The sequence below is a fragment of the Schinkia azotoformans genome (assembly GCF_035811335.1).
GTDB classification, from domain to species: Bacteria; Bacillota; Bacilli; order Bacillales; family Bacillaceae_J; genus Schinkia; species Schinkia azotoformans.
On record NZ_JARSMD010000054.1, the window covers coordinates 1 to 25172 of the forward strand.

The 25172-nt window shown below is 38.9% G+C and carries 24 protein-coding genes; 19 read left to right on the forward strand and 5 right to left on the reverse strand.

What is annotated here, in order from left to right; all coding sequences use genetic code 11:
• The first annotated feature begins 572 nt into the window (after nt 1–572).
• From ltrA to P9E47_RS22135, 7 genes are all read left to right on the forward strand, one after another.
• On the forward strand, nt 573–1757 hold the full coding sequence (gene ltrA / locus P9E47_RS22105; protein WP_326165030.1) for a group II intron reverse transcriptase/maturase: 1185 nt from the start codon (nt 573–575) through the stop codon (nt 1755–1757).
• A gap of 147 nt (nt 1758–1904) precedes the next feature.
• A complete protein-coding gene (locus tag P9E47_RS22110) occupies nt 1905–3023 on the forward strand; it encodes a M20/M25/M40 family metallo-hydrolase (RefSeq protein WP_326165033.1) in 1119 nt (372 codons plus the stop codon).
• Nucleotides 3016–4278: a DNA polymerase IV gene (locus tag P9E47_RS22115; RefSeq protein ID WP_326165034.1), complete on the forward strand. Its 1263-nt coding sequence runs from the start codon at nt 3016–3018 to the stop codon at nt 4276–4278. The genes P9E47_RS22110 and P9E47_RS22115 overlap by 8 nt, the downstream gene beginning before the upstream one ends.
• Nucleotides 4279–4283: 5 nt before the next feature.
• Nucleotides 4284–5228 (forward strand): ribonuclease Z, encoded by a 945-nt coding sequence (rnz, locus tag P9E47_RS22120; protein WP_039957776.1) that lies wholly within the window; start codon nt 4284–4286, stop codon nt 5226–5228.
• Nucleotides 5228–6250, forward strand: a complete 1023-nt coding sequence (gene namA, locus P9E47_RS22125) for an NADPH dehydrogenase NamA (protein ID WP_326165036.1) — start codon at nt 5228–5230, stop codon at nt 6248–6250. The genes rnz and namA overlap by 1 nt, the downstream gene beginning before the upstream one ends.
• 433 nt (nt 6251–6683) lie before the next feature.
• On the forward strand, nt 6684–7697 hold the full coding sequence (locus P9E47_RS22130; protein ID WP_003333048.1) for a 2-oxoacid:acceptor oxidoreductase family protein: 1014 nt from the start codon (nt 6684–6686) through the stop codon (nt 7695–7697).
• Between the two features lies 1 nt (nt 7698).
• Nucleotides 7699–9999: a thiamine pyrophosphate-dependent enzyme gene (locus P9E47_RS22135; RefSeq protein WP_003333047.1), complete on the forward strand. Its 2301-nt coding sequence runs from the start codon at nt 7699–7701 to the stop codon at nt 9997–9999.
• A 43-nt stretch (nt 10000–10042) separates the two neighbouring features.
• On the opposite strand, the gene fabG is transcribed toward P9E47_RS22135, so the two are convergent.
• Nucleotides 10043–10783, reverse strand: a complete 741-nt coding sequence (fabG, locus tag P9E47_RS22140) for a 3-oxoacyl-ACP reductase FabG (RefSeq protein WP_003333046.1) — start codon at nt 10781–10783, stop codon at nt 10043–10045.
• A gap of 216 nt (nt 10784–10999) precedes the next feature.
• Entirely contained in the window at nt 11000–11794 is a 795-nt protein-coding gene (locus P9E47_RS22145; RefSeq protein ID WP_326165038.1) for an SDR family NAD(P)-dependent oxidoreductase, read from the reverse strand.
• A gap of 420 nt (nt 11795–12214) precedes the next feature.
• Here P9E47_RS22145 and proI point away from each other — a divergent pair, with 420 nt between their 5' ends.
• The 4 genes from proI (at nt 12215) to P9E47_RS22165 (ending at nt 16086) form a co-directional block, all read left to right on the forward strand.
• Nucleotides 12215–13078 carry a pyrroline-5-carboxylate reductase ProI gene (gene proI, locus P9E47_RS22150; protein WP_326165040.1) on the forward strand — a complete coding sequence of 288 codons (864 nt, stop codon included), beginning with the start codon at nt 12215–12217 and terminating at the stop codon, nt 13076–13078.
• 121 nt (nt 13079–13199) lie between these two features.
• The gene (locus tag P9E47_RS22155; RefSeq protein WP_003333042.1) at nt 13200–14459 is read left to right on the forward strand and encodes a Y-family DNA polymerase; all 1260 of its coding nucleotides are present in this window, start codon (nt 13200–13202) and stop codon (nt 14457–14459) included.
• Nucleotides 14460–14544: 85 nt separating this feature from the next.
• Nucleotides 14545–15783, forward strand: coding sequence for an acetyl-CoA C-acetyltransferase (locus P9E47_RS22160; protein ID WP_211208571.1), 1239 nt, complete (start codon nt 14545–14547; stop codon nt 15781–15783).
• Nucleotides 15784–15825: 42 nt separating this feature from the next.
• Nucleotides 15826–16086 (forward strand): YqkE family protein, encoded by a 261-nt coding sequence (locus P9E47_RS22165; RefSeq protein ID WP_003333040.1) that lies wholly within the window; start codon nt 15826–15828, stop codon nt 16084–16086.
• Nucleotides 16087–16178: 92 nt separating this feature from the next.
• Here the strand turns inward: P9E47_RS22165 and P9E47_RS22170 are convergent, their stop codons facing one another.
• Together P9E47_RS22170 and P9E47_RS22175 are read right to left on the reverse strand one after the other, a co-directional pair.
• Nucleotides 16179–16739 carry an FAD-dependent oxidoreductase gene (locus P9E47_RS22170; protein ID WP_326165041.1) on the reverse strand — a complete coding sequence of 187 codons (561 nt, stop codon included), beginning with the start codon at nt 16737–16739 and terminating at the stop codon, nt 16179–16181.
• Nucleotides 16740–16869: 130 nt separating this feature from the next.
• Nucleotides 16870–17070 (reverse strand): cold-shock protein, encoded by a 201-nt coding sequence (locus P9E47_RS22175; RefSeq protein WP_003333038.1) that lies wholly within the window; start codon nt 17068–17070, stop codon nt 16870–16872.
• 177 nt (nt 17071–17247) lie between these two features.
• Here P9E47_RS22175 and P9E47_RS22180 point away from each other — a divergent pair, with 177 nt between their 5' ends.
• The 4 genes from P9E47_RS22180 to P9E47_RS22195 all read left to right on the forward strand — a co-directional run bounded on the left by P9E47_RS22180 (nt 17248) and on the right by P9E47_RS22195 (nt 21612).
• Nucleotides 17248–18438: a M14 family metallopeptidase gene (locus tag P9E47_RS22180; RefSeq protein ID WP_003333037.1), complete on the forward strand. Its 1191-nt coding sequence runs from the start codon at nt 17248–17250 to the stop codon at nt 18436–18438.
• A gap of 84 nt (nt 18439–18522) precedes the next feature.
• Nucleotides 18523–19707, forward strand: coding sequence for an HlyD family secretion protein (locus P9E47_RS22185; RefSeq protein WP_326165042.1), 1185 nt, complete (start codon nt 18523–18525; stop codon nt 19705–19707).
• Nucleotides 19704–20453, forward strand: a complete 750-nt coding sequence (locus tag P9E47_RS22190) for an ABC transporter ATP-binding protein (RefSeq protein WP_003333035.1) — start codon at nt 19704–19706, stop codon at nt 20451–20453. Before P9E47_RS22185 ends, P9E47_RS22190 begins: the two co-directional genes overlap by 4 nt.
• Nucleotides 20446–21612 carry an ABC transporter permease gene (locus P9E47_RS22195; RefSeq protein ID WP_003333034.1) on the forward strand — a complete coding sequence of 389 codons (1167 nt, stop codon included), beginning with the start codon at nt 20446–20448 and terminating at the stop codon, nt 21610–21612. The genes P9E47_RS22190 and P9E47_RS22195 overlap by 8 nt, the downstream gene beginning before the upstream one ends.
• Before the next feature lie 10 nt (nt 21613–21622).
• On the opposite strand, the gene mciZ is transcribed toward P9E47_RS22195, so the two are convergent.
• A complete protein-coding gene (gene mciZ / locus P9E47_RS22200) occupies nt 21623–21841 on the reverse strand; it encodes a Z-ring formation inhibitor MciZ (protein WP_003333033.1) in 219 nt (72 codons plus the stop codon).
• 127 nt (nt 21842–21968) lie between these two features.
• Here mciZ and P9E47_RS22205 point away from each other — a divergent pair, with 127 nt between their 5' ends.
• The 4 genes from P9E47_RS22205 (at nt 21969) to fur (ending at nt 25118) form a co-directional block, all read left to right on the forward strand.
• The gene (locus P9E47_RS22205) at nt 21969–22523 is read left to right on the forward strand and encodes an NUDIX hydrolase (protein ID WP_003333032.1); all 555 of its coding nucleotides are present in this window, start codon (nt 21969–21971) and stop codon (nt 22521–22523) included.
• Entirely contained in the window at nt 22520–23734 is a 1215-nt protein-coding gene (locus tag P9E47_RS22210; RefSeq protein ID WP_326165044.1) for an endonuclease Q family protein, read from the forward strand. The genes P9E47_RS22205 and P9E47_RS22210 overlap by 4 nt, the downstream gene beginning before the upstream one ends.
• A 118-nt stretch (nt 23735–23852) precedes the next feature.
• Complete coding sequence (gene spoIIM, locus P9E47_RS22215; RefSeq protein ID WP_003333030.1) at nt 23853–24494, forward strand: stage II sporulation protein M; 642 nt, start codon at nt 23853–23855, stop codon at nt 24492–24494.
• A 147-nt stretch (nt 24495–24641) separates the two neighbouring features.
• Nucleotides 24642–25118, forward strand: a complete 477-nt coding sequence (gene fur / locus P9E47_RS22220) for a ferric iron uptake transcriptional regulator (protein ID WP_035197008.1) — start codon at nt 24642–24644, stop codon at nt 25116–25118.
• Nucleotides 25119–25172 lie beyond the last annotated feature (54 nt).

The window sequence follows — 25172 nt, forward strand, 5'->3', positions numbered from 1 at the left end:
CTTTGGAAGGGTGGTTATGATGTGCGCCCAGCATGGGTGCAGTCTATAGGGTGAAAGTCCCGAACTGTGAAGGCAGAAGTAACAGTAGCTTAACGCAAGGGTGTCTGTGGCAACGCAGAATCTGAAGGAAGCGGGCGGCAAACCTCCGGTCTGAGGAACACGAACTTTATATAAGGCTAGGTATCATTGGATGAGTTTGCATCACAAAACAAAGTCCTTTCTGCCGAAGGTGATACAGAGTAAATGAAGCAGATAGATGGAGGGAAAGACTGCACTCTTACCTGGGGAGGTCTGACTGGAAAGCCGAGCACACTTGGTAACCTATCTAGTGATAGATAGCTGAACAGTCAGAAGTCAGCAGAGGTCATAGTACCCAATCAGCCTATGTTGTTTGGGGAAGGACTGAACATTTAGGAAGAATATACACTAGGCCGTTCACTGTTTATGATGATACAGACAATCTAACGGACTTACTTAGAGGAGGAAACGGTGAATTCCGTGGGGGACTTTAAGAGGGTGGAATAAATAGTGGCACCAATAGAAGGTATATTCACGTGAGGAGAAGTATCGATATGATGAAGAAACTGCTGTCACGGGACAATCTTCTAACAGCTCTACATCGAGTTGAAAAGAATAAAGGTAAACACGGAGTAGATGGAACCTATGAACCTATGCCAGTCAGACGAGTCGAAATCCCGAAACCGAATGGTGGCGTAAGATTGTTAGGTATTCCTACCGTGACCGACCGCCTCATCCAACAAGCGATTGCCCAAGTCTTAACTCCCATATTTGACCCTACCTTCTCTGAACTCAGTTATGGATTCAGACCAAGAAGAAGGGCACATGACGCAGTTCGAAAAGCGAGGTCATACATGGAGAAAGGGTATAGCTGGGTGATAGATATGGATTTAGAAAAGTTCTTCGATAAAGTAAATCACGATATGCTTATGGGTCTTCTAGCGAAAAGAATTAAGGATAAAACGACTCTAAAATTAATCAGAAAGTACTTGGAATCGGGAATCATGATAAACGGTGTGGAAGTTATTAGTGAAGAAGGTGTTCCGCAGGGAGGACCATTAAGTCCGCTATTATCTAATATCATGTTAGATGAACTCGATAAGGAATTAGAGAGGCGAGGACACAAATTTGTGAGGTACGCAGATGACTGTAATATCTATGTCAAAACAAAGAAATCGGGTCTCCGTGTAAAGAAATCCATCACAACTTTCATTGAAAAGAAACTCAAGCTGAAAGTTAATGAGGACAAAAGTGCAGTAGACCGTCCATGGAAACGAAAGTTTCTTGGATTCAGCTTTACTTTCCACCATTCCCCAAAGATTCGTATCGCAAAAGAAAGCATAAAGAGGGCGAAACGCAAAATCAAGGAATTAACATCACGATCAAAAGCCATATCCATGGAGAAACGTATTGAAAAGATCAATGAATACCTTGTTGGATGGTGTGGATATTTTGCGCTGGCGGATACGCCAACTCCCTTTAAGCAACTTGATGAAATACTTAGAAGAAGACTACGCATGTGCCTTTGGAAACAATGGAAATTGCCTAAAACCAAAACTAAAAGGCTTATATCCCTTGGTGTACCGAAGGAAAAAGCCTATGAGTGGGGAAATTCGCGTAAGAAATATTGGCGCATCTCCAATAGTCCTATCTTACACACAACGCTTAACATAGAATTTTGGCGAAATCAAAAGCTAAAAAGTCTATTAGATAGATATAACTACTTACGTCACACCTAAATGAACCGCCGTATACCGAACGGTACGTACGGTGGTGTGAGAGGTCGGGGGCTAGTCACCCCCTCCTACTCGATTTGGTAATTTGGTAATCCCGCTCAATAGTTATATAATTATAAGGTAAATGTTAATAGTAGGAGGAACCTCATCATGATAAATAAAGACCGTATTGTCCAAGAATTTATGGAGCTTGTTCAAGTAGATTCTGAAACAAAATATGAAGCGGAAATCGCAAAAGTATTAACAAAGAAATTTCAAGAGCTTGGGTTAAATGTCGTTGAAAAAGATACTACGGCACAGACAGGGCATGGAGCAGGCAACTTAGTATGCACCCTTCAAGGTACAAAAAACGTTGATACCATTTATTTTACTTCCCATATGGATACTGTTGTCCCTGGAAAGGGTGTAAAACCTTCCATTAAAGGCGACCGTATTGTAACGGATGGGACGACCATTTTAGGTGCGGATGATAAGGCCGGTTTAGCGGCGATGCTTGAAGCAATCAAAGTATTAAAAGAACAAAATATTGAACATGGAACAATTGAATTTGTCATTACCGTTGGTGAAGAATCAGGGCTTGTAGGAGCGAAAGCACTGGATCCCGCTTTAATGACTGCTAAATTTGGCTATGCATTGGACAGCGATGGGGACGTTGGCAATATCGTTGTTGCTGCACCAACACAGGCGAAAATTAAAACCGTTATTAAAGGGAAAACAGCACATGCTGGTGTTGCCCCGGAAAGAGGAGTTTCAGCGATCACGATTGCTGCTAAAGCAATATCTAAAATGCCTTTAGGGAGAATCGATGAAGAGACTACTGCTAATATTGGCAGATTTGAGGGTGGAAGCCAAACGAATATCGTCTGCGATTATGTTGAAATATTAGCAGAAGCACGTTCCTTAATCGATGAAAAAATGCATGCTCAGGTTGCCAAAATGAAAGAAGCATTTGAAACAACGGCAAAGGAAATGGGTGGGGAAGCAATTGTCGACGTTGAAGTCATGTATCCTGGATTTAAATACGGTGACGGTGACCATGTTGTTGAATTAGCCAAAAAAGCGATTACAAATATTGGCCGCACACCAAAGCTTGAACATTCAGGAGGGGGCAGTGATGCCAATGTCTTTGTAGGACATGGGATTCCTACCGTAAATCTTGCTGTTGGCTATGAAGATATTCATACGACAAATGAAAAAATGAGAATTGGTGAATTAGTGAAGACAGCTGAACTTGTAGTGTCCATTATTAAAGAAGTAGCAAATGGATAACTTTTATCCCAAAAAAGGCCGGGTCATTCTTCATGTCGATATGAACAGCTTTTATGCATCGGTTGAAATGGCTTATAATCCCTCGTTAAAAGGAAAGCCGCTGGCAGTGGCTGGTAATCCTGAGGAACGGCGCGGAATCATCGTTACTTGCAGTTATGAAGCAAGGGCGAAAGGTGTTAAAACAACAATGCCGCTTTGGGAAGCAAAAAAGCTATGCCCGGAGCTTATTGTTTTGCCGCCTGATTTTGAAAAATATCGAAAAGCTTCTATTTCGATGTTTCAAATTCTTGCAAAATATAGTTCCCTCATTCAACCTGTATCGATTGATGAAGGGTATATGGATATTACAGAGTGTATAAACTTAGGTTCGCCGATTGAAATAGCGAAAAAAATCCAAGCAGAAATTTTAACTGAATTACAGTTGCCTTGCAGTATTGGAATTGCACCGAATAAATTTTTGGCCAAAACGGCTTCAGATATGAAGAAGCCGCTTGGCATCACGATTTTACGAAAACGAGACGTCCCATCCAAGCTTTGGCCGTTAAAGGTTGAAAATATGCATGGGATCGGCAGACGAACGGCTGAGAAGTTGAACAAAATTGGGATCACGACCATTGGTGAACTCGCTAAAGCGAATGACTATCAATTAAAACAGCTGTTAGGGATTAATGGGATTCGTTTAAAAGCAAGAGCGAACGGAGAGGACTTCCGCCCGGTTGATCCTGATGCGGTTTCTGAGTTTAAGAGTATTGGGAATTCAACAACGTTAAAGGCTGATACGACGGATGAAGAAGAGATCAAAGGGGTTTTAAACCGTTTAGCCGGATCTGTTGAGCGAAGAATGCAACGACATCATGTTGTTTCCTGGAATATCCAAATTACAATTCGCTATTATAACCGTGAAACAGTGACAAGAAGTCGTAAGCTAAAATATGCGATTCATGCAAAAGAAGATATTTTTAATGCTGCATGGTATTTATTTAAAAAGCATTGGTCGGAGGAACCGATTCGCTTGCTGGGGATTACGGCACAGGACCTCGAAGAAAAGAATGATTCAACAAAGCAACTTAATCTTTTTACATTTGAAGAAGAAGCGAAGGACGAACCTTTAATTAATACAATGGAAAAGCTTAAGGACAAGTATGGGGATGACATTATCGTGAAAGGTTTAACAAAACCACCTCAAACTAGTACCCCGACAACAAGCTTTCAAAAGGATTTTTTACAAGATTATAAGTGGAGAAAGGAGGAGTGATGAATTTGGAGTTAACATTTTTGGGGACGGGCGCGGGTGTCCCTGCGAAGGAACGAAATGTATCGGCGATCGCGTTCGACCTCGCGCAGGAAAGAGGAACAACCTGGCTGTTCGATTGTGGGGAAGCAACCCAGCACCAAATTTTACATACAACGATTAAACCACGTAAAATTGAAAAAATATTTATTACCCATTTACATGGTGATCATGTTTTTGGTCTACCTGGTCTGTTAGGCAGTCGATCATTTCAAGATGGGACATCCTTATTAACGATTTATGGGCCAAGGGGAATTAAGGAATATGTGGAAGTATCTCTACGCATAAGTGCTACCCATTTAAAATATCCAATTGAAATTGTTGAGATTGAAGATGGGGTTATTTTTGAGGATCATCAATTCATCGTTACAGCAGGAAAGCTGGAACACGGAATCACAAGCTACGGCTATCGTATTGTTGAAAAGGATCTAAAAGGAGCACTCGAAGTAGATAAACTGAAAAAGCTGGGAATTTCACCTGGTCCAATTTATCAAAAGATAAAAGCTGGCGGGGAAATATTATTAGAAGATGGAACGAAAATCAATGGTGTGGATTTCGTTGGTCCGGATAAACCTGGTAGAAAGCTTGCGATTTTAGGGGATACACGCTTCAATCAAAAAGCGATAGAGCTTGCAGATGATGTGGATTTGCTTGTGCATGAAGCTACCTTTGGGAAAGAGGATGAAGCGATTGCTTATGATTATTTCCATTCAACGACGATCGGCGCAGCTCGGGTTGCCAAGGAAGCAAAGGCCAAAGCGCTCGTTTTAACTCATATTAGTTCCCGGTACCAAGGAAATGACATAGATGCCTTATTAGAAGAGGCCCAGGAAGTATTTTCAAATGTTAGTATTGCTCATGATTTTTATAAGCTTCAAGTTAATAGAAAACAGACGGAAGGGGAATTTCTATAATGACTACAGCACTTTTTTCTTCATTTACAATTAAAAATACGACGTTCAAAAATAGAATTGTCATGTCACCGATGTGTATGTATTCCTCACATATGGAAGATGGAAAGGTGCAAAACTTTCACATCACCCATTATACTAGTCGAGCTATTGGACAAGTGGGGCTAATCATCGTTGAGGCAACGGCAGTTACAGCGCAAGGTAGAATTTCAAAGCATGACCTCGGAATTTGGGAGGATGAACAGATTGAAGGATTAAAAACAATTGTTGACCGCTGTCATGAACATGGCGCAAAGGTAGGAATCCAATTACAGCATGCTGGCAGAAAAGCAACTGTGGATGGTGAAATTTTGGCTCCTTCAGCTATTCCCTTTAATGAGAAAATAAAAACACCAAAGGAAATGACTGAAGCAGATATTAAAGATACGATTACAGCCTTTCAAGCGGCCGCCCGCCGTGTGAAACAGGCAGGCTTTGATGCAATCGAAATTCATGCGGCTCACGGATATTTACTTCATGAATTCCTTTCACCGTTAACTAATAAAAGGAACGATGAATATGGGTCATCACCGGAAAATCGTTATCGTCTCTTAAAGGAAGTAATCGAAGCGGTGAAACAAGTTTGGGATGGACCTTTATTTGTTCGAATTTCAGCTTCAGATTATCATCCCGAAGGTTTAACAGTTGAAAACTATTACGAATATGCGAAGGAAATGAAAAAACAGGGCGTTGATTTAATAGATTGCAGTTCCGGTGGCTTAATACCGGATGCAAAAATTGACGTGTATCCGGGGTATCAAGTGCAATTTGCGGATAAAATAAAAAGCAATATAGGGATCTATACAGGTGCTGTTGGTTTAATTACATCCAGTCTTCATGCTGAAGAAATATTAAAAAGTGGTAGAGCAGATCTTGTTTTTTTGGCAAGGGAACTTTTAAGAAATCCATATTGGCCTTATGTTGCAGCAAAACAATTAAATGCTCCACTTGAAGCACCAAAACAATATGACAGAGGCTGGCTTTAAACTATAAGCTTGTCTCTTTTTTTTTGCACAGCAAAAGATTGAATATTTTCTATATTATTAACACACCAATGAAACAGATTAAAATAATCGTAAAAAAATAAATGTGATTCACTTTCCAGCCATCACCAATTGTTTTGTAAGCGGTTCATCCGCGCGATTACTATTGTAATAAAATTAAATTCGGAATTTAATTGTTAAAAGGTACCATTTTTAAACAACTATTTAATTCTGTTATAATACAAAACAAACACTGTAACATATGTAAATAATAACAAAAAACACTGTCATATTAAGCTATTTTTGGAATATGATATTAGTGTATCATACATTTTTTCGAAAAAGGTGTAACATTAATCACGGAAATCATGTATAATAAAATATATAATCAATCTAGTAATCATTTTAGTGATTTTTCCTGAGGGGGGAAATAGTAATGTCAATTTTACCTAAGAAGAATGAATTAGGCTTCTTTGAAATACGACTAGAATCTATTGGAGGACTAGGTGCAAACCTAGCTGGAAAAATGTTAGCAGAGGCTGGCGTCCTTGGATTAGGATTAAATGGATCAAACTTTTCATCCTATGGTTCAGAGAAAAAAGGATCACCAGTAAAAAGCTTCATCCGTTATTGCGATGCGGATACAGAAATTCGTGACCACAGTCCGATCATGCAGCCGCATGTTGTTGGTGTGTTCCATGAGGCTTTATATAAAACAATCGACGTAGTTAGCGGATTACATGCGGATGGTATTGTGCTTGTAAACTCAACTCGTGATTTTGATGATGTAAAAAAAGATTTAAAACTTGAATATGGAACGCTTGCTATTGTAGATGGGTTAGGAATAGCCGTTGAAGAAAAGACGAAAGTAAACACGGCGATGTTAGGTGCATTATTCCGTATTTGTGATTTCTTAGACCCTGAGGCTATGAAAGCCGTTATTCGTAGAACTTTTGAAAAGAAATATCCGCATCTAGTTGAGCCCAATATCCGTACATTTGAACGTGGATATGAGAGTGTTCAATTTAAAGAGTATAAGGTTCCAGAAGGTGCTGAAGGTAAAGCATATAAAATGCCGGAACCAATGTTGGGGTATGAAACACAATTAATCGGTGGTATTATCACAGCACAAGCAAATAGTATTTTCAAAGATTTAAGTGGTTCACGTCAAGGATTCTTACCAGAATTCAAAATGGAAAAATGTATTAACTGTGCACAATGTGATACAGTTTGTCCTGATTTCTGCTTCGTTTGGGAAGAAGAGGAGGACAAGCGTGGTCGTAAGCAAATGTTCTTAAAAGGGATCGATTATCAATATTGTAAAGGCTGCCTAAAATGTGTTGAGGCTTGTCCTACTGAAGCATTACTTGATATGCGTGAAGCACTTGGCTATGCCGATGATCATCGTGTAGCGCAACGTTTTCCTAGAGTACTAGAAGGGGTGATGTAAGATGGCAATGATCGAAAAAGAATTGCAAAATGCAAATAATAAAAAGTGCGAACAAATCACAACATTTGAATCTGGTAATGAAATGGCTGCGATGGCTGCAGCACAAATAAATTATCATTTAATGGGTTACTTCCCAATAACACCATCAACAGAGGTTGCACAATTCTTGGACCAAATGAAGGCGCGCGGTGAACATGACATTAAATTAATCGCTGCTGATGGTGAACATGGTTCAGCTGGTATTTGTTACGGTGCTGCTGTTGCCGGTGCCCGTGTATTTAACGCGACTAGTGCGAACGGATTTATGTACATGCTTGAGCAGCTTCCAGTTCAATCAGGTACACGTTTTCCAATGGTTATGAATCTAGTAACTCGTGCAATTAGTGGTCCATTAGATATCCGTGGTGACCATTCAGACTTATACTTTGGTTTGAATATTGGCTGGGTTATTTTAACAGCTCCTACACCACAAGCAGTTTATGATATGAATATCATGGCGCTTAAAATTGCTGAACACTCAGATGTACGTCTACCCGTTATTGTTGCTTATGATGGCTTCTTTACATCACACCAAAAACGTAAAGTGGACTATTTTGCGGATCGTAAAGTAGTTCAACAATTCGTTGGTGAGCGTCCAACAGAATATCCTGTTGTCGTTGACCCACGTAACCCGGTTACAATTGGTGCTCATATGGACGGCCATGATTTAATGAACAATAATTATCAGCAGTCTGAAGCTTTATACAGAGCCTATGATGTTTACAAGCAAGTGGCTGAAGAATATGCAGCACTTTCTGGACGTAAATATGAAGTATTAAATACGTATAAAATGGAAGATGCAGAAGTAGCATTATTCCTTATCAACTCAGCAGCAGAAACTGCAAAAGACGCAGTTGACAGACTACGTGCTAAAGGTATCAAAGCTGGTGTTGTTAGCCCGAATATTATTCGTCCATTCCCAGCTGACGAACTTCGCAAAGCACTTAAAAATGTGAAGGCGTTACTAGTTGGTGAACGCGCTGATTCATATGGTGGTAATGGTGCGAACATGACTCATGAAATTAAGTCTGCACTTCAAGATGATAAAGAAAATAAAACAATTGTACTAAGCCGTGTATATGGTATTGGTGGTAAAGACTTCTTTACAGATGAAGCAATCCAAATGTATGAATTAGCAATCGATGCTATGGAAAAAGGCTATGCTGAAAAGCCATTTGACTATTTTGGTGTTAACCCGGGAAAGCCAGAAAATAAGATGAAACCTGCGATCAAACCAATGCATGGTGATGATTTCAAAACTGGTTTAATCGAAGTTACACCAGATCCTGAAACAAATAAATTAAAAGTAAAAATTCCGCCATTACGTCAATTGACAACTAAGCCTAAGCGTCTAGGATCAGGTCATGGAGCATGCCCAGGTTGCGGTATCTTCCCAGGACTTGAACTATTCTTCAAAGGTATTGAAGGCGACGTTATTACATTATTCCAAACTGGCTGTGGCTATGTTACAACAACAGGCTATCCGTATACTTCACACAAACAGCCAATGATGCACAACCTGTTCCAAAATGGTCCTGCGACATTATCAGGAACAGTAGAAGCATTCTATGAAATGAGACGCCGTGGTGAAATTGAATTTGATGATGATGTAACATTTGTTATGATTACTGGTGACGGCGGTATGGATATCGGTATGGGTTCAGCGATTGGTACTGCTAACCGTAATCATAAGCTTATTATTCTAGAATATGATAACGAAGGTTACATGAACACTGGTTCTCAGATGTCATACTCAACACCATTCGGTCACATGACAAGTACAACAAACGTTGGTAAAACACAACAAGGTAAAGCGTTCCACCATAAGGATACTGCTCAAATTATGGCAGCAACAAACATTCCTTATATCTTCACTGGTACTGAGGCATTCCCTCAAGACTTAGTGAAAAAAGCAGCTAAAGCACAATGGTATGCACAAAACGAAGGAATGGCTTACGGTAAGATTTTAATTACTTGTCCATTAAACTGGAAATCAGAAGACCGTTATGGCGGTACAATTATGGAAGCAGCCGTTAACTGTAACTTCTTCCCTCTTTATGAGATGGAACGTGGTGAAACTACGATCACTTACAATCCAGAGGATAAAGGTAAAACAGTTGAACTTTCTGAATGGTTAAAATACATGGGTAAAACAAAGCATTTATTAAAACCAGAAAATGCTGACATGTATAAAGAATTCGAGCGCGAAATTGATCGTCGCTGGAATCGCCTAAAAGCAAGACACGAAAACCCATATCTATAAGAACAAAAAATCGCCCCAAAAATAAATTTGGGGCGATTTTTTCCTACATGACAATTCCTCCATCAACATGAAGAACGGTACCATTTACGTAGGAGGCTTCATCTGAGGCTAGGTATAAATAAGCGTTAGCGATATCCTCCGGTTTTCCGAGCCGTTTTAGTGGTATTTGTTGAATGATTTTTTGGATTACTTTTTCCGGGACTTGTTGCGTCATACTTGTATCGCAAAATCCTGGAGCAACAGCGTTTACAGTAATCCCTTTTCCACCTAATTCTTTTGCCCATGTTCTTGTCATCCCAAGCACACCAGCTTTAGCGGCAGCATAATTGGTTTGACCAAAATTCCCGTACACGCCGGAAACAGAGGATGTATTAATAATCCTTCCTGAGCCGTTTTCAAGCATAGATGGTATAACTGCCTTTGTACAGTTGAATACTCCTGTTAAATTTACATTAATAACCTTTTGCCATGATTCCTCAGTAAGCTTCGTTAAAAGGCCATCACTTGTAATCCCAGCATTATTTATAAGGATATCAATTTTCCCGAAGCGATTTAAAGTTGTTTGAACCATGTTTTGTGTGCTTTCATGGTTGGCAACATCAACCTTAACATATAGGGCGGTCCCACTTTGATCAAGAACCTCCTGTACAACCTTCTGCCCTTCTTCTTCATTAAAATCTGCAATGACAACCTTGGCTCCTTCAGCTGCAAAGCGATGGACGGTTTTTCTGCCAATGCCATTTGCCCCACCGGTTACAATGGCCACCTTATCATTTAATCTCACATATCTCTCCCCCTGCTCTAAGAAGTAAAATATCAAGTGCGCCTTGGCGTGTTTGCGCCCAGAGTTTTTCGAGCTTGCTCGAAAAACTACCTCTAATACCATTATATTATCAGTGTAGTAAAAATGTTTTTGTCTATACTTATCTGTATTAAAAATATATCTGTAAAATTCACATATCTGCGAAGTTAATAAAAAAACCGCACTTATGGCGGAATATTATTTCATATTAAATGTCTTGCCAAGCAGTTTATCAAGAAAGCCAGGAAAAATATGATAAAAAATACTGGCAGTGTTCATCCATTTAGGAAGGTTTAGTTCCCGTTTCGGATGAATCATTAATTTGACAATTTGTTCTGCTACAAAATCGGATTTCAGCATAAATTTTTTTGCATTTTTAAGATAATTTCCCGATTTGTCAGCTATGCTGAAAAAGTTAGTTTCGATCGGTCCGGGATTTACTGCTGAAATAATAATATTAGTTTGAAACAGCTCTAATCTGAGACTGTTGGTAAACCCTAAGACCGCATGCTTGGTTGCTGAATACCCACTTGATTTCGCGCTTCCAACTTTCCCTGCTTGGGAGGCAATATTGATAATATGACCACTATTGTTGTCGAGCATAGAAGGGATGACTTCCTTTGTACAGGCAATTAAGCCTAATACATTCACTTCGAACATTCGCCTAATTTCATCGATATTTGCTTCCTGTAATGATTCAAATATTCCAAAACCGGCGTTATTCAATAGGATGTCGATTTGACCAACTTCTTCATATATCTTATTAAAAACGGCCTTTACTTGTTCAAAATCACTGACATCAAGTGTATAATAAATACATTCCTTTTCTGTTTTTTGTTTAATTATTTCACAGATTTCCTTTAATTTTTCAGTAGATCTTGCTAAAAGTATTGGCCGAGCTCCAAGTTCCGCTGACAAGATCGCTACTTTTTCTCCAATACCGGAAGATGCACCAGTAATGACAATGTTTTTGTTTAATAGTTTTTTCTCCATATTCCCTCCGCATAACATCTTGTTCTGTAACTATATTATCATAATAGTGGAAAAATTAAACAGAACACAGCTCTTGACATAAGTATTTATAACATGCATAATATTTTAAAAAGTATAAAAAAATGGAACTGGCGTTGACAGGGATCAGTAGAGTATGTAATCGCAAAAGAGAGTGAAGTTCAAAGGCTGAGAGACTTCACAGCAGGATGCAATTTGAACCTACCCTTGAGCCATTAGGGAAACCTAATCGTCTTGCTCACGATACGAGCATTGAGAGGATAATAAGAAAAGTGTAGCAGATATAAACGTATTTTTCTTATTGTCAATGAAGGTGGTACCGCGGATTTAAGACCTTTCCGTCCTTTTTATAAAAGGATAGAAAGGTCTTTTTTAATTGAATTTTTACGGGAGGGAACATAAATGAATAAAAAATTAACTTACGCCTTTATTGGTGCAGGTTCAATGGCAGAGGCAATGGTGTCTGGGATGTTAAACAGCGAACTATTTGAAAAGGAGCAACTGATCGTAACAAACCGTTCAAATAAAGAAAGATTAGATTATTTCAAAGAGCAATACGGAGTGGTCGTAACACATGATCAAGGGGAAGCGATTAAAAATGCCGGCGTGATTATTTTGGCGATGAAGCCAAAGGATGTAACGACAGCGCTGGAAGGAATTAAGCCTTTCGTTTCCGAAAAACAAATGTTAATTTCAGTGATTGCTGGTGTCTCAACAAAAAGCATGGAAGAATTATTAGGGTTGAATATCGCAATCATTCGGGCAATGCCAAACACTTCAGCGACCATTGGTTATTCAGCCACAGCAATATCTAAGGGTACCTATGCTGATGATTTGCATGAAACGATTGCAGAAACTTTGTTTTTAACAATTGGAACGGTGTCAAAGGTTAATGAAGAGGATCTTCATGCGGTAACAGGTCTTTCAGGAAGCGGACCGGCTTATGTGTATTATCTAGTTGAAGCAATGGAAAATGCTGCTGTAGATTTAGGTTTAGCAAAAGATGTGAGCAAAGAGCTGATTCTACAAACGATTATTGGCGCAGCTGAAATGTTAAAATCATCTCCGAAGCATCCATCAACACTTAGAAAAGAAATAATGAGTGCAGGGGGAACAACAGAAGCCGGTTTAAAGGTACTAGAGCAATATAAATATCAAGAAGCGATGATCCAATGTATCGAACGCGCCGCAGCCCGCTCAGCGGAAATGGGAATTGAAATAGAAAATAAAATGAATGAAACAATCGCAAAAAGTGCGAGTGCCTAAGTTATGAACACCCACTAATCCATGTTTAAAGGTTAGTGGGTATTTTTTAGTTGAAATAAGAACATACATTCTTTATAATATAAAACAGAACATAGGTTCTTTATTATGTGGAGGGATGCGCATGATTTCTTATTCAACAGTTCCGCACCATGAAATTTTGTGTATAGATATGAAAAGCTTTTTTGCAAGCTGTGCTGCCGTGCAGCTTGGATTAGATCCAGTAACATGTTATTTAGCGGTAATTGGAGATACGGACCGGGAAGGAAGCATTGTCCTTGCTTCCTCTCCCAAAATGAAATCTGAGTTTGGAATTAAAACAGGGAACCGCTTGTTTGAAATTCCCAATGATCCTCGTATAAAAATTGTAAATACCAAGATGGGAACGTTTTTAAAAACATCAACTGAGATTACGAAACTTTTTAATCAGTTTGTGCCAAAGGAATGCATCCATATGTACAGCATTGATGAAAGCTTTTTGAAAATAGATGGGACAGAACGATTATGGGGAAGTACGCAGGAAACAGCCGAAAAGATAAGAGAAGCAATTAAACAACAATTTAATTTGCCGTGTGCAATCGGCATTGGTCCAAACATGCTGCTTTCGAAGCTTTGTTTAGATCTTGAAGCGAAAAAGTCCGGAATTGCAAAATGGACATATGAGGATGTGAAAACAAAGCTTTGGAATATTAGTCCCTTAAGTAAAATGTGGGGAATCGGCTCCCGCTTAGAGCGTACATTAAATCGAATGGGGATTATGACTGTAGGGCAGCTTGCCAATTATCCTCTGGCCTTGCTTGAAAAAAAGTTTGGGATTATGGGAAATCAGCTGTATTATCATGCCCATGGCATTGATTTTTCGGAACTAGGAGCACCCGTTATTCAGGGGCAGCTCAGCTTTGGTAAGGGTCAAATATTAATGCGGGACTATGAAGATCCAAAAGAAGTAAAGCATGTGATATTAGAGATGTGTGAAGAGGTGGCAAGACGAGCTCGAAATGCCAAAAAATGCGGCAAGACCATCAGCTTAAGTATAGGGAATAGCAAGGATGAAGGCGGCGGTGGTTTCCAGCGCTCAAGAACGATACCTGAACCAACGAATATTACAATGGATATTTACCGAACGTGCGTACAATTATTCGACGAAAATTTCAATAACAGCACAGTACGTCAAATTTCGATAACATTATCCAATGTTTGTGATGATGAACAGCTTCAGCTTAGTTTATTTGAAGAAAACAAAGTGAAGGAACGAGAACTAGGATATGTGATGGATGCCATCCGTAAAAAGCATGGTCCGAATGCGATTTTGCGTGCAGTTTCTTATACAAAAGCGGGAACATCACGCCATCGTAATAAGCTTGTAGGTGGACATAGGGCGTAAAAAAAGTGACGATAATTGTTGGAATTTTGCGAAAGAAATTCTTTTTAAAAAAAAGGAGAATATCCCCCTGATTGCGAAAATATAGATGAGATGTACATACATAAGATGTACTAAGGACAAGGGGGAAATTAGGTTGACATTAAAAGACGTTGTAATTGTAAGTGCAGTAAGAACAGGAATTGGCAGTTTTGCGGGAAGCTTGAAGGATATTTCTGCTCCTAAGCTTGGAGCAATCGTAATTAAAGAGGCGTTAAAGCGTGCAGATGTACAAGCTGATCAAGTCGATGAGGTCATTATGGGAAATGTTCTGCAAGCGGGCTTAGGACAAAATCCAGCGAGACAAGCTTCGATTTTTGCTGAATTACCGCAAGAAACAGCAGCAATGACAATTAACAAAGTATGCGGCTCAGGATTAAAAGCTGTTCACTTAGCTACACAAGCAATTATGGTTGGCGACGCTGATATTGTTGTCGCTGGTGGATTCGAAAATATGAGTCAAGCACCGTATTTATTAAAGAATGCCCGTGATGGCTACCGCATGGGCGATCAAAAAGTTGTCGACAGCATGATCAATGACGGATTATGGTGTGCATTTAATGATTACCATATGGGTGTGACTGCTGAAAACCTATGTGAAAAATATGGAATCACTCGTGAAGAACAAGATGAATTCTCTGCAAGAAGCCAACAAAGAGCTGCAGCAGCGATTGAAGCAGGAAAATTTAAAGACGAGATCGTACCAGTTGAAATTCCACAACGTAAAGGTGAGCCTGTTATTTTTGACACAGACGAATATGTAAAAGCTGGTACAACAGCTGAAAAATTAGGGAAACTTCGTCCAGCTTTCAAAAAAGATGGATCAGTTACTGCTGGAAACGCATCAGGTATTAATGACGGGGCAGCTGCATTTGTATTAATGTGCCGTGAAAAAGCTGAAAGCCTTGGTATTAAGCCGCTTGTAGTCATCCGCGGTAATGCAAGTGCTGGTGTAGACCCAAGCATTATGGGAATTGGACCAGTACAAGCTGTTAAAAAAGTGCTTGAGAAGACAGGTCTTGGATTAGGCGACATTAACTTAATTGAAGCTAATGAAGCGTTTGCTGCACAATCACTTGCTGTTGACCGTGAGCTTCAATTTAACAAAGATATCTTAAATGTAAATGGTGGAGCAATTGCTCTTGGACACCCAATCGGAGCAAGCGGTGCACGAATTCTAGTAAGTTTAATTCATGAATTAAAGCGCCGCGGCGACCGTTACGGCTTAGCAACATTATGCATCGGCGGCGGCCAAGGTGTAGCTACAATCATTGAGAATGTAGAATAATCTGCTTAAGCCATGATATAATTTGTCCTAGAGGTGATAATCATGGCAAAAAAGAAAGTGCAAAATCAAAAGCAAAAAAATCAAAAAAATGAACAACAAGATAAGATTAGTATACTTGATCATTTAGATCAAAATGTATTTGCGAAGTTAAAAGAAAAACAATCAGAATTAAAAATGGAAGCAAAGAAACAGCAAGAATTAGAGGAAGAGCAAAAACGGCTAGAGCGGAAACAACGCGAAAAAAATAAGTCGTTTGAAGATCTTTTTAATGAAAGTAACCTAGATTGGAAAAAGTTTAAATAAAAAAGACGGGAGCCCCGTCTTTTTTATTTCTAGATGTCTAGCTTCAGCGCCCAGCGACTCGTAAACTTCTCTAAACGGGCACTTCCGCTTTTCTATTTAAGAATATCGTGGTCAACGTAGCGCTCACCGTTCAATTTACTAATAATGTTGATGGCAACTTTAGCACCGTCACCAGCAGTGATGATTGTGTGCATGCTCACGCCCGCAACCGTACCAGCAGCCCAAACACCGTCCACATTTGTTTTACCTTGTGCATCGACTTCAATTATAGATTTAACACGTGGCTCTGTACCGGGAACAGTCTTGATGCCGGATTTTTCAGCAACATCTACAAGCATACCGGTTGCTAAGATTACATGTATACCTTCATATTTTTGATTTTCTGTTTCTACAGTTACACCAGAATCAGATTTCACAATGTTTACAACTGTATCAGTGATAATTTCAGCACCAAATTTAGCTGCCTGTTGTTTTCCAACCTCCACAAGATCTGGTCCTGAAATTTCCTTTACACCATAGTGGTTTTCCATCCAAGCACGTTTAGTAATACTTTTGTCATTATCAATAATTAATGTTTTTTTGCCTGATTTTGCTGCAAATAATGCTGCACTACCTCCAGCAGGTCCTGCTCCGACAACAATAATATCATACATATTCAAATTCCTCCTTTTAGTAATTTATAATTGTTATTAATTAGTATTTTAAATTAAATAATTTTTAATGTAAAATAAAAAGTCCTATTCTTTCATAAAAAAAAGCTGTCCCAAAAGACAGCCATTTATCTTAGACTTTTTGAACATTTGTTGCTTGCGGACCGCGCTGTCCATTTTCAATTTCGAAGGTTACTTCTTGACCTTCATCCAATGTTTTAAAGCCTTCTCCCTGTATAGCAGAAAAGTGAACGAATACATCCTCGCCACCTTCACGTTCTATAAATCCGAAGCCTTTCTCACTGTTAAACCATTTTACTTTACCATGTTCCATTTTTTTGTTGCCTCCTAAATTGTAAGAAATAAAAAGTGCAAAAATACACTTGCCTTCTTATTATGTCCAGTAAATTTTTTTTAAAACCATTAAAAGATAGTTTTCGAATATTGTCTTAGAAACACTCATAGAAATGTATATTGAATGATTATTTAAAAATGAGAGGGTGTGTTTTTGATGGACATAGTTGTAAGACAAGGTGACTCCTATTGGAAATACAGTCAATTGTTCCAGCTACCTCTCCAACTTATTCTTGATTCCAACCGTGAAATTCCTGCTAATCAACTTCACATTGGTCAAACGATAAAAATTCCCGGATTTGTCGTTACAAATTATCAAATAAGAGCTGGAGATACATTATGGGCGATTGCCCAAAGACGAAATTTATCATTAGAAAGCCTACTTTTAGTCAATCCGAATATAAACCCCGGGGCACTTCGGATTGGTCAAACGGTAAGAGTGCCATTACGAATTATTTGGCGGGTTGTCGAAGGGCGGCAAAATTACAGTTATGATTTAATGATGGAAAATCTAGTTCGCTTGAAGAGCATTTATCCTTTTATCACCATCCCATCCATTGGTCGTACAGTACTTAACCGGGCTATTCCTGAAGTCAACATCGGCGGAGGAAATAAAAAGGTTCATTATAATGCTTCTTTTCATGCGAATGAATGGATTACAACTCCTGTAGTCATGACGTTTTTAAATGATTACTTATTAGCCTTGACAAATCAAACGCCAATCCGCGGTTTATATATGTTGCCGTATTATCAACAGGTTTCCCTTTCCATTGTACCGATGGTGAATCCGGATGGTGTAAATTTAGTGTTAAATGGTCCACCAAGTGAGGAGCCTTGGAGAAGCAGGGTTGTAGAGATAAACAGAGGTAGCCGTAACTTTTCCGGATGGAAAGCCAATATTCGTGGTGTCGATTTAAATGATCAATTTCCGGCCAAATGGGAGATTGAAAAAGAAAGACGGGAGCAAGCGCCTGCACCAAGGGATTTTCCAGGAGAAAAACCATTATCAGAGCCGGAATCAATTGCCATGGCAGAATTAACACGAAGAAAGAACTTTAACCGTGTATTAGCTTTCCATACCCAAGGGGAAGTTATTTATTGGGGCTTTGAAAACCTGGAACCTCCTGAAGCTGAGACTATTGTCAATGAATTTGCCAGAGTAAGTGGATATACACCAGTGCGAACCGTTGACAGTTATGCTGGATATAAAGATTGGTTTATTCAAGATTGGCGTCGGCCAGGTTTTACGGTTGAACTCGGGTCCGGTGTAAACCCGCTTCCACTCTCCCAATTTAATGAAATTTATGAAGAAACGCTCGGAATTTTTTTAGCTGGATTATATATGTAAAAAAAATCATGTTTCCTTTTAAAACGAAGTGCTACACTACTGATATGGGTAGGTAGCATTTTTTTTGAAAGGAGCATTGCACAAATGAGAAAAATACCTTCGATTATTGTAATCATAGCTTTATTTTTTTTAATAACGGCTTGTTCAGCTAATGAGGAACAGCTGTATTCCGGTACAATTGAGGGAGAAGAAATCCCGATTTTAGCTGAAGTAACAGGACCTGTACAAGCCTTTTTAGCGGATGAGGGTGATACAGTAACAAAAGGACAATCATTGGTTCAAATTGATAACCGCCTAATAAGAGCGCAAATGAAGGAAGCTAAAGCGGGTGTTCAAGCGGCAAAAGCGGCTCTTGATGAGGTAAAAGCGGGTACTCGTAATCAAGAAATTAAAAAAACATTATCGCTGCTTGAGCAAAATGATGTGAAGATTGATAGCGTAAATATACAGTTATCAAAATTAAATGATTTGTTAATTCAAAGAAAAGCAAATATCGATCAAATAAAAGCACAGCTTAAATCCGCAGAAGAAACAGAATTATTTTATAAAGACCAATTGATAAAAATTGAAAAATTATATAAAAATGGAGCGGCTTCCGAAAACGAACTAAAAGTGCAGGAAGAACAGGTAAATAAGGCTGCATCATCTGTAAATCAACTTAAAGCAAAGCTTAAGGAAGTAGAATCTTTATATGATATGGCTAAAAAAGATCAAAGCACATACGAAAACCAAATTAAAGAACTGCAAGCTAATAGTAAACTACAACAGGCCCAGCTTAGTCTTCAACAGGAAGGGGCGACAAACCATACAATTTTAAAATTGGCCAGCCAACTCGACCAAGCGGAAGCAAAACAAGAGCAAATTCAAATTCAGCTTGATAAAACAAACGTTACGGCACCAATCGATGGTGTCGTCTTAAGAAGAAATATTTCAGTAGGTGAAGTTGTCACGGCTAATTTTCAAATGTACACATTGCTGGATCAAAATAAACTTAAAGTTAAGGTTTATGTTCCTGAAACGAGATTGAATGAAGTAGAGCTTAACGGCAAAACTGAAATTTTCGTCGATGCATACCCGGATAAAGCTTTTAGCGGGAAAATTACATATATTTCAAGCTCTGCCGAATTTACTCCTAAAAATGTGCAAACACCAGAGGAACGAACAAAAATGGTGTTTGAAGTCATTGTCGAGCCGACAGAAGGATATGAGCAACTAAAACCAGGCATGCCGGCCGATATACGCTTCCTTAACAAGGAGACGGGAAAATGATAATGGCCATTACATGTGAAAACTTAACAAAAAAATTCGGGAATTTGGTGGCTGTTGATAATATTTCAATGAGTATTCCGAAGGGGTCGATCTACGGATTTTTAGGACCAAATGGTTCTGGCAAATCAACTACGATTCGAATGCTATGTGGCCTGATGGATCCGACGTCTGGAAGTGGAACCGTTTTAGGGTATGATATCCGGAAGGATTCTGAAAAAATAAAACACCATATTGGCTATATGTCGCAAAAGTTCAGTTTATATGAAGAGCTGACCGTATCTGAAAATCTTGATTTTTATGCAGGTATTTACGGACTGGACCCATCAAAAGCACTTCACCGGAAAAAAGAGTTAGTCGAAATGGCCGGCTTAACAGGAAGAGAAAAACAACTGGCTGGAAAATTATCGGGAGGTTGGAAGCAGCGCTTGGCTTTATCATGTGCCTTGCTCCATGAACCAGAAGTGTTGATATTAGATGAACCAACCGCGGGAGTTGATCCTGTTTCAAGACGAATTTTCTGGGATGTCATCCATCAGCTTTCAGAACAAGGAATCACGATATTAGTCAGCACCCATTATATGGATGAGGCAGAAACCTGTGATTATATTAGCTTTATATTTTTTGGGCGATTACTCGGAAATGGTACACCACAAGAGCTCAAAGATCATTATCACGTAGATAATTTAGAGGATGTTTTTATTCAATTTGTGACGAATGCCGAGTCGGGAAGTGAAAGCGATGGATGAGAGAAAAGAGCGTAAGCTGAATACTACTTTTTCATTTTTAAGATTTCGTTCGATCTTTATAAAAGAGTTTATCCAAATTCGTCGTGACCCTCCTAGCTTAGCTATTGCGATTGCAATGCCCTTAATGATGCTCTTATTATTTGGCTACGCGGTCAATACGGATATTGACCATCTGCCCACTGTCGTTTGGGACCAGGATAATAGTGAAGCAAGCCGTGATTTAGTTCAAAGCTTTGCTAATACTCAATATTTTGATATAGATTGGATTGTCTATAGCGGTGACGAGATCCAAGCTTTAATTGATGATGGCAAAGCCAAGACAGGGATTGTGATTCCACCGGATTATAGTTCCAAGCTAGATCGGCATGAAACCACTTCTGTTCAATTGTTGATCGATGGTACAGATCCAAATGCTGCAAGAATTGCCTTAAGCAATGCCCAGCTCTTAACCCAGCATGAATCACTGGCGATTCAAGAACAACTTATGGAAAAAAGGGGGCTTAGTAATATTGAACAGCCGATCGAAATATTACCGCGGGTTTTATATAACCCGAATATGGAGAGTTTGATCTTTAATATCCCAGCTCTTATCGGCTTAATCATGCAAAATGTGACGGCTATTTTAACCGCTTTTGCCCTCGTCCGTGAAAAAGAAAGAGGAACGATGGAACAGCTCGTTGTAACACCAATCCGGCCGGTAGAATTAATGCTCGGCAAACTGCTTCCCTATGTCTTTATTGGGATATTTTCTTTTACAATCGTATTAGTAACGGGTGTCGGTTGGTTTGGGGTGCCGGTGAAAGGCAGCATTACCCTATTGATCGCTCTTAGTTTTTTATTTTTGATTACAACATTGGCCGTTGGAATGTTGATTTCTACTGTTGCCAAGACACAGCTTCAGGCGATGCAAATGTCATTTGCCTTTATATTGCCAAGTGTTTTGTTGTCAGGCTTTATGTTCCCACGAGAAACAATGCCTGTTTTCATTCAGTGGATTGGAGGTATAATCCCGTTAACTTATTTTTTAGAAATATTACGAGGGATATTCTTAAAAGAAAGTACACTTGCCTCCTTATGGCAGGAAACTGTGATTCTTTCCGTTTTTGCCTTCCTAATCTGTTTACTGGCAACATTAAAATTTAAAAAGAAAATTGAGTAAAAGACTGTCTTTATGGCAGTTTTTTATTTTTTTGAGGAAACAGTAAATAATATTGCGAGCGTTTTGGCATCTTATTGGTAGAAGTAGAAACGATCGTATACGTATGATTATTTTTTTCAATCAATTCATTTACGGAAGTAAAATGCTGGCTATATTCTTTTAGCATGGCTCGAATTTCTTTTACTTTTCCTACCATTTTAAAGCTGTTGTTTTGAACATAGATCTTCATAAATAGGTCTCCTTTTCACGGTCTAGCTCCAGTCCTGTCGTGCGCTGAACGGGCGCTTTTGCTTTTCTTTTGGTATGGTAGACTTTATGATAGATTGATGAGAAGTAGAACAAGGAGTTGCAAAAATATGGAACATTTAAGAGAAAAAACATTATCATCTACAGAAATTTACAATGGTAATATTATTAAGGTTAGTTTGGATGAGGTCGAGCTCCCTAATGGGCATACAAGTAAACGAGAAATTGTAAGGCACCCCGGAGCTGTTGCGATTATTGCGTTAACAGATGAAAAAAAACTGCTATTAGTTCGCCAATATCGAAAACCGCTTGATATGATTATTTATGAAATTCCGGCGGGAAAACTTGAGCCGGGAGAAAAACCATTTGACTGCGCCCGGCGTGAATTGGAGGAGGAAACGGGTTATAAGTCGGACTCTATTAAGCATATTCAATCTTTCTATACTTCACCAGGTTTTGCAGATGAAATCGTTCATGTCTACTATACAGATCGGTTAGAAAAGCTAGAAAATTCCGCGGGTTTGGACGATGATGAATTCCTAGATTTGCTAGAGGTTACCCTTGATGAGGCCGGGACATTAATAGAAGAGAATAAAATATATGATGCTAAGACTGTTTACGCCGTTCAATATTTACAGTTGAAGCAAAGTCAGGGATTATTATGAAGCAATTTTTCGTAGACCTTCATATCCATATTGGGCGAACAAAAACTGGACGGCCCGTAAAAATTACGGGGGCGAAGTCTTTAACAATTGAAAATATTTTATATGAAGCCTCTTTTATAAAAGGAATGGATATGATCGGGGTGATTGATTGTCATGTTCCGGAGGTTCTACAGGAATTAAAGGTCTTAATAGAAGAGGAAAAAGTAGTTGAAGAAGAAGGAGGCGGCCTTCGTTTTTCAAATGTTACTTTAATTTTAGGCTCAGAGATAGAAGTTTATGATGAGACTTGCCATGGACCCATTCATGTGTTGGCGTTTTTCCCAACCTTAGCTATTATGGAGACATTTAGTGGTTGGTTACAAGAGCGGATGAAAAATATCACACTAAGTACACAGCGCATCTATGAAACAGGGCGGAATCTTCAAGAAAAAGTGAAGCAGTTAGGCGGTCTGTTTATTCCGGCTCATGTTTTTACACCGTTCAAAAGTCTATATGGTGTAGGTGTAAACGTATCACTTACGGAAATATTAGACCCGAAATTAATAGATGCAGTGGAACTTGGGCTTAGTTCCAATACCGAAATGGCCGATCAATTAATGGAACTCCATCAGTTTACGTTTTTATCTAATTCTGATGCCCATTCATTAGGGAAAATTGCTAGAGAGTACCAAGCCATTCGAATGGATCGCCCTACTTTTTCTGAATTAAAACTGGCTCTAGCGAATAAACAGGACCGGAAAATTTTTGCGAACTACGGACTGGACCCAAGGCTCGGTAAATATCATCGAACGACATGTGCGAAATGCTTGACACGATTAGAGGACAACTGGGAATGCTGTCCAGCCTGTGGACATAAAGGAATGACAAAAGGGGTATACGAACGTTTACTTGAGCTAAAAATGGCACAGGAAAAAGAGCCGGGACATTTGGTAGAGAAAATAAAAATAGAAGAACGTCCTCCCTATATCCATCAAGTCCCATTGGATTTCATCCCAAAGCTTGGACCGAAAACGTTGGAAAAACTGCGCGACCATTTTGGGACAGAAATGAATATTATTCATTTTGTTCCTAAAGAAGAGCTGCAAAAAATCGTAAGCTCATGTATTGCTGAGATGATTTTGCAGGCAAGAAAAGGGGAGTTATCAGTAACAGCTGGCGGTGGTGGACGATACGGGAAAGTGAGCAAGGCGTTGGAGCTAGACAATGACTAAAATTCTCCCGAAAAATAGAGTCATAGATTCTTGGGAAACCTCATAGAATACAGTAGAGCCAAATGATAATGTAACTAGAGTTTTCGCTCTACTTATTGTTTTTTGAGGGGGATTTTTTATGAACCGCACATTAAAATCAGTCGTTATGAATCATTTTCGAGAAAACTCATCGATCTATTTATTTACGACTGTCTTATTATTAATAGGAGTCATTTTTGGGGCGATCATCGTGAACAGCTTAAGCTATTCACAAAAGGAGGACCTATACTATTACTTAAGCCGCTTCTTCGGACAAGTATCACATGGTGAATTTGCTAATGCCTCATTAATGTTTAAACAAAGCTTTATTCACTATGCCAAGTACGTTGGGTTAATGTGGATTTTAGGCTTATCCATTATCGGTTTGCCAATCATATTAATTTTACTGTTCTTAAAAGGAATTGTCGTTGGTTTTACAGTTGGTTTCTTAGTGAATCAAATGGGCTGGTACGGATTTTTATTATCCTTTGTTTCGGTTATGCCGCAAAATTTGATTTTAGTTCCAGGGTTTATTTTTATCGCAACGGCTGCCATTTCCTTTTCAATTAGGATGATCCGGAAGCAGTTTGTTAAAAAGGTAAATGAACCAATATTCCCTTATTTTGTACGGTATTCCTTTGTTATGGCCGGCATTTTATTAATCATCAGTGTAGCCTCCTCTTTTGAAGCCTATGTTTCTCCAATTCTAATGAAAAATGTGATCGATGTCATTTATAATTAGATTGATTTTCTGATCAATTTAGAATAATTTTAATAAGGGAATTAAATTAACCTTTAGAATTTAGTATAATTCTAATTTGACACCCTTTTCGTATATCGACTATAATGATAATTGAGAACGAGGGAGGGGTCTTCTATGGAATCTTCTATGGAAAAAAGAATAGAAAGAATAAAAAAGCAGCTGCATTCTCAAAGTTATAAATTGACACCACAACGTGAAGCAACCGTCCGGGTCTTATTAGAGCATGAAGAAGATCATCTTAGTGCTGAAGATGTTTACCTCCTCGTGAAAGAAAAATATCCTGAAATAGGATTAGCGACAGTATATCGTACGTTGGAGTTACTAACAGAATTAAAAATAGTGGATAAAATTAATTTTGGAGACGGAGTTGCCCGTTATGATTTAAGAAAAGAGGGTGCTGCCCATTTCCACCATCACTTAGTATGTATGGAATGCGGTGCTGTGGATGAAGTTCAAGAGGATTTATTAGGTGAAGTTGAAAAAATAATTGAAAAAGATTGGAATTTTAAAATCAAAGATCACCGTCTTACCTTCCATGGTGTATGTCATCGCTGCCATGGGAAAGAAGCGAAAGAAAAATACAAAAACCTTGCCTTTGAATAGAAGGCAGGTTATTTTTTTATGGTATAATGCATTAATATACGTAAAGGGCTAGAA

Coding starts and splice junctions, on each gene's coding strand:
- P9E47_RS22175 (WP_003333038.1), bottom strand. CDS start 17,070: ATGGAACATGGTAAAGTAAAATGGTTTAACAGTGAGAAAGGCTTCGGA.
- fur (WP_035197008.1), top strand. CDS start 24,642: ATGGAAAAAAGAATAGAAAGAATAAAAAAGCAGCTGCATTCTCAAAGT.
- P9E47_RS22190 (WP_003333035.1), top strand. CDS start 19,704: ATGATAATGGCCATTACATGTGAAAACTTAACAAAAAAATTCGGGAAT.
- P9E47_RS22155 (WP_003333042.1), top strand. CDS start 13,200: ATGATTTCTTATTCAACAGTTCCGCACCATGAAATTTTGTGTATAGAT.
- P9E47_RS22110 (WP_326165033.1), top strand. CDS start 1,905: ATGATAAATAAAGACCGTATTGTCCAAGAATTTATGGAGCTTGTTCAA.
- proI (WP_326165040.1), top strand. CDS start 12,215: ATGAATAAAAAATTAACTTACGCCTTTATTGGTGCAGGTTCAATGGCA.
- namA (WP_326165036.1), top strand. CDS start 5,228: ATGACTACAGCACTTTTTTCTTCATTTACAATTAAAAATACGACGTTC.
- P9E47_RS22130 (WP_003333048.1), top strand. CDS start 6,684: ATGTCAATTTTACCTAAGAAGAATGAATTAGGCTTCTTTGAAATACGA.
- P9E47_RS22165 (WP_003333040.1), top strand. CDS start 15,826: ATGGCAAAAAAGAAAGTGCAAAATCAAAAGCAAAAAAATCAAAAAAAT.
- P9E47_RS22185 (WP_326165042.1), top strand. CDS start 18,523: ATGAGAAAAATACCTTCGATTATTGTAATCATAGCTTTATTTTTTTTA.
- ltrA (WP_326165030.1), top strand. CDS start 573: ATGATGAAGAAACTGCTGTCACGGGACAATCTTCTAACAGCTCTACAT.
- P9E47_RS22135 (WP_003333047.1), top strand. CDS start 7,699: ATGGCAATGATCGAAAAAGAATTGCAAAATGCAAATAATAAAAAGTGC.
- P9E47_RS22145 (WP_326165038.1), bottom strand. CDS start 11,794: ATGGAGAAAAAACTATTAAACAAAAACATTGTCATTACTGGTGCATCT.
- P9E47_RS22195 (WP_003333034.1), top strand. CDS start 20,446: ATGGATGAGAGAAAAGAGCGTAAGCTGAATACTACTTTTTCATTTTTA.
- mciZ (WP_003333033.1), bottom strand. CDS start 21,841: ATGAAGATCTATGTTCAAAACAACAGCTTTAAAATGGTAGGAAAAGTA.
- P9E47_RS22180 (WP_003333037.1), top strand. CDS start 17,248: ATGGACATAGTTGTAAGACAAGGTGACTCCTATTGGAAATACAGTCAA.
- P9E47_RS22170 (WP_326165041.1), bottom strand. CDS start 16,739: ATGTATGATATTATTGTTGTCGGAGCAGGACCTGCTGGAGGTAGTGCA.
- spoIIM (WP_003333030.1), top strand. CDS start 23,853: ATGAACCGCACATTAAAATCAGTCGTTATGAATCATTTTCGAGAAAAC.
- P9E47_RS22115 (WP_326165034.1), top strand. CDS start 3,016: ATGGATAACTTTTATCCCAAAAAAGGCCGGGTCATTCTTCATGTCGAT.
- P9E47_RS22160 (WP_211208571.1), top strand. CDS start 14,545: ATGAGATGTACATACATAAGATGTACTAAGGACAAGGGGGAAATTAGG.
- P9E47_RS22210 (WP_326165044.1), top strand. CDS start 22,520: ATGAAGCAATTTTTCGTAGACCTTCATATCCATATTGGGCGAACAAAA.
- P9E47_RS22205 (WP_003333032.1), top strand. CDS start 21,969: ATGGAACATTTAAGAGAAAAAACATTATCATCTACAGAAATTTACAAT.